General features: G+C 67.3%; 5 protein-coding genes. 3 read left to right on the forward strand and 2 right to left on the reverse strand.

The window, feature by feature from the left end:
* Both AC1D12_RS26045 and AC1D12_RS26050 read right to left on the reverse strand, forming a co-directional pair.
* The coding region (locus AC1D12_RS26045) for a dihydrodipicolinate synthase family protein (protein ID WP_477843845.1) at positions 1-589 on the reverse strand (589 nt) is incomplete at its 3' end.
* Positions 590-599: 10 nt separating this feature from the next.
* Entirely contained in the window at positions 600-1,622 is a 1,023-nt protein-coding gene (locus tag AC1D12_RS26050; RefSeq protein WP_477843847.1) for an aldo/keto reductase, read from the reverse strand.
* 179 nt (positions 1,623-1,801) lie between these two features.
* On the opposite strand from AC1D12_RS26050, the gene AC1D12_RS26055 reads away from it, so the two are divergent.
* From AC1D12_RS26055 to AC1D12_RS26065, 3 genes are all read left to right on the forward strand, one after another.
* Complete coding sequence (locus AC1D12_RS26055) at positions 1,802-2,191, forward strand: hypothetical protein (protein WP_465111012.1); 390 nt, start codon at positions 1,802-1,804, stop codon at positions 2,189-2,191.
* An 18-nt stretch (positions 2,192-2,209) separates the two neighbouring features.
* Positions 2,210-3,163: a hypothetical protein gene (locus AC1D12_RS26060; RefSeq protein WP_477843849.1), complete on the forward strand. Its 954-nt coding sequence runs from the start codon at positions 2,210-2,212 to the stop codon at positions 3,161-3,163.
* 158 nt (positions 3,164-3,321) lie between these two features.
* On the forward strand, positions 3,322-4,339 hold a 1,018-nt coding region (locus tag AC1D12_RS26065; RefSeq protein WP_477843851.1), incomplete at its 3' end, for a glycosyltransferase.

Raw genomic sequence — 4,339 nt, forward strand, 5'->3', positions numbered from 1 at the left:
CCTCCTCGCCGTCCCATGGGCCCTCGATCGCATCGCCGCCCAGCGCGATCAGGTCACGCAGTTTGGCTGCCGCCTGCGGCACCTCGATCTTGAAGTAGCGCACGTTCGCCGTCTCGCGTGCGATGCGCGCCAGCGTGGCCGCGCTCAGCGTGGTGCCGCTGACGGGAGCGTCCTGCACCATGATCGGAATCGCCAGCGCCTCGGACAGCCGCGAGAAGAACTCGATGCTCTGGCCCTCGGGCACGCGCAGCGTCGCGCCGTGGTAGGGCGGCATCGCCATCACCATCGCCGCGCCCTGCTGCTGCGCGCGCACGCTGCGCTCGATGCACAGCCGCGTGCTGAAGTGCGTGGTCGTCACGATCACCGGCACGCGGCCGGCCACGTGCTCGAGGATGGTCTTCGTCAGCAGCTCGCGCTCGGCATCGGCGATGACGAACTGCTCGGAGAAGTTCGCGAGGATGCACAGCCCGGTCGAGCCGGCATCGATCATGAAATCGACGCAGCGTTTCTGGCTCGGCAGGTCGAGCTCGCCGCTGTCGGTGAAGGTGGTGGGCACCACCGGGAACACGCCCTGGTATCGCGCAGCCATGTTCGTCTCCTCACACCGGCAGCGGGTTGCGCTCGAACGGCGCCTGGTGCCAGTACGGGTACGGCCGGGTCACCGCGCTGGCCTCGTCGAGCTGCTTCATCTGCGACGCGCTCAGCGACCAGCCGATCGCGCCGAGGTTGTCGCGCAGCTGGGCCTCGTCGCGCGCGCCGATGATCACGTTCGCGACCGTGGGCCGTTGCAGCAGCCAGTTCAGTGCGATCTGCGGCACGCTCTTGCCGGTTTCCTTCGCGACGGCGTCGATCGCATCCATCACGCGGAACAGCTGCTCGTCGGGCACCGGCGGGCCGAACTCGGCGGTCTTGTGCAGGCGGCTCTGTGCCGGCAGCCCGGTGCCGCGGCGGATCTTGCCGGTGAGCCGGCCCCAGCCGAGCGGGCTCCACACGACCGCGCCGACACCCTGGTCGAGCGCGAGCGGCATCAGCTCCCATTCGTAGTCGCGGCCGATCAGCGAGTAGTAGGCCTGGTGCGCGACGTAGCGCGAGATGCCCAGGCGCTCCGATGCGGCGAGCGACTTCATCAGGTGCCAGCCGGAGAAGTTCGACACGCCGAGGTAGCGGATCTTGCCGGCGCGCACCAGGTCATCGAGCGTGCGCAGTGTCTCTTCGACCGGCGTCTGCGCATCGAAGCCGTGCAGCTGGAACAGGTCGATGTAGTCGGTGCCGAGCCGCTTCAGCGATGCGTGCACCGCATCGAGCAGGTGGTGGCGCGACGAGCCGACATCGTTCGGCCCGCTGCCGAGGCGGAAGGTGGCTTTCGTCGAGACGATCACCTTGTCGCGCCGGCCGGCGATCGCCTGGCCGAGCACCTGTTCGGCCGCGCCGGCGGAGTACACGTCGGCGCTGTCGAACATGTTCAGGCCGGCCTCGAGGCAGATGTCGAGCAGGCGGCGTGCGCCGTCGGCATCGGTCTTGCCCCAGGCGCCGAAGAATTCGCYGCCGCCGCCGAAGGTGCCGGTGCCGAGGCTGAGGACGGGGACCTTGAAGCCGCTCGAGCCGAGTCTGCGATGTTCCATTCGAATCTCCATCAACGGGGGCGTGCAGTTTGCCTTGCCGCCGGTAGACCCGACGACAACAGGGATGTGGCTGTGAAGAGGCCATGCATACCGCGTGCAAACATTCTGCACAGTTGATTTCTAGACTGGTCCGATTGACGCCATCGAGCAGTGCAACCCGGTGTCGAAAAGGAGACGGTATGGAGAACTGGACACAGGTCGCCGCGGCGCTGTCGTTGTTGGTTGCCCTGGTCGTGGTGTGTGCGATGACGTTCGTGATGGACGCTGTTGCGTGGTGTGCCGAACGACGCGCCGAGCGCGTCTACCTGCAGGCCAAGGGCCTGGCCTTCAGCCTGGCCCGCTCGCACCTGCAGGGCGCCTACCTGGGCTTGAACCGGAAGTGCTGCCCATCGTGCCGAAGCAGCGTGAGCGTGGCGGCTGCCGCGCACGACTGCAGGCCGGCGATGCAGGTGGTCGACGTGAACTGCGATTGCGGGCTGTGTGCCTGTCGCCTGGGCCTGTGCCGGCAGGCTGACGATGAGCTGGTCGAGCCCACACCCGTCGAGCCGGGCGAGTCTCGCGACAGATGACGAAGCGAGGGTTCGAAGATGAATCCCGAAACGCCATTCGACGCGACATCGTTCGGCGTCACCCTCAAAGTCCTCGGGCCGCTGTACTGGATCCTGGCACTGGCCGTCGCGACCGTCGTGTACTGGTTGCCGAAGCGCCGCTGGATGAAGTGGGGCTGCGCCGCCGGGGTCATGGCCGCATTCGCGTATCCCGTGGCGACGCATGTCGTCGAGCGCAATCATTGGCTCGACCAGCAGAGCGCGAGACGCGCAGCCGCCATGGCGCATTTCCAGAGGCGCTGCAGGACCGCTGGAGACCAGGTCTACCGCGTCGTCGAGGATGTCGACGGAATCGTCTGGATGACGTGGCGTCCGGTCAACGTGGGTGCCGATCAGTTCGCGTTGGACGATCCCTATGGCAGGGATTGCAGCGGGGACGACTGCATCAGGATTCTTCTGCGTGCGACGAGCGGCGCCGGGCTCGATCGGCCGGAGGCAAGGCAATACGCGAGCGGCTACCGCTTCGTCGAGACCGTGGATCCGCGCGACGGAAAGCGGTATCGATACACGGCGACCCTCGCGTTGGTGAGAAAGCGAACCCCGGCTGAAAGAGAGTGGTACAGGACGAGCAGCGGTGGCAGGGATCCCGGCCCGGCGATCTACGAGTTCAAGGTGGAGCGCCAAGCCATCGCTGCGTTCACGGCCCGCTATGGCTTGACGTGGGAGGACATCTCCACACCCGACGATCGCGAGCACTGGATTGCCGGAGGTGCACTGAAGGCCATCGATCTGCGAACCCAGGAGGTCGTCGCGGAACGAAGAGGGTATCTCGTGGACACCAGGGAAGGGCGCACCCGGGAGTTCCTGGATCCTTGGGCATGGGCAAGGATGTTTGGGCCGCGATGCCCGAAGGTGGAGGAGCGCATGTGGGATTTCGCCTCGAAGCGGCTTCGGCCATCGAAGGCGGAAGAGCAGGGTGGACCTGGGCCGTGACGTGGCTTCCCCCTTCGGAGGGGCATTGCGACTGCGCGTGCCGTGGCTAGACTGAACCGGTTCACAGGGAGAAGGAAAAGTGCGTGACGGAAGTCGTCGGCCCCGAGGCCAGGCCACGGCCACGGTGGGTGGCTCATTCAGAGGCGGCGCAGGTTGAGATGCGCCTGCTGGTGATCCATCAGAACTTCCCTGGCCAGTTCGGCCAGCTCGTCACGGCGTGGGCCTGTCGCCCGGGTTGGGCGGTGCGTGCGCTCGGCCGCGAGACCGCGCCGGGGCTGCCCGGCTTCGACGGCCTGCTGCGCTACAAGCTGGCGCGCGCACCGCATGCGCAGCAGCACGGCTACCTGCGGCAGATGGAATCGGCCACGCTGCACGGCCAGGCGGCGGCGCGTGCGATGCTGAAGCTGCGCGATCAGGGCTTCCGGCCCGACGTGATCCTCGCGCACCCGGGCTGGGGCGAGACGCTGTATGCGAAGGACGTGTTCCCCGACGCGCGCCTGATCCACCTGTGCGAGTGGTACTACAACGCCGACGGCCAGGACCTGGGCTTCGACCCGGAGTTTCCGATCAGCTTCGACGACCGCGCGCGCATCCGCACCTGGAACGCGCTGCACACGCTGAACCTGACCAACTGCGATGCCGCGGTCAGCCCGACGCACTGGCAGCGCAGCCGCCACCCGGAGATCTTCCTGCCGAAGATCGGCGTGCAGCACGAAGGCATCGACACCGACAGCCTGGCGCCCGATGCGCAGGCCACGGTTCGCACGCGCAGCGGCGCCGTGCTGAAGGCCGGCGACCCGGTCATCACCTACGTGGCGCGCAACCTCGAGCCCTACCGTGGCTTCCATGTCTTCATGCGCGCATTGGAGCGGCTGCAGAAGCAGAACAGGCAGTGCCACGCGATCATCGTCGGCGCCGACGGCGTGAGCTACGGCAAGCGCGTGCGCGATGCGACGAACTGGCGCGAGAAGATGCTGCAGGAAGTGAAGCTCGATCCGGCCCGCACGCACTTCACCGGCAAGCTGCCGCGCGCCCAGTACCTGAAGGTGCTGCAGGTGTCGGCGGCGCACGTGTACCTCACCTACCCGTTCGTGCTGAGCTGGTCGCTGCTCGAGGCGATGGCCTGCGGCGCGGCGATCCTCGGATCCGACACCGCACCGGTGCGCGAGGTTGTCA

It is taken from the genome of Rhizobacter sp. P1_G5, assembly GCF_056405435.1.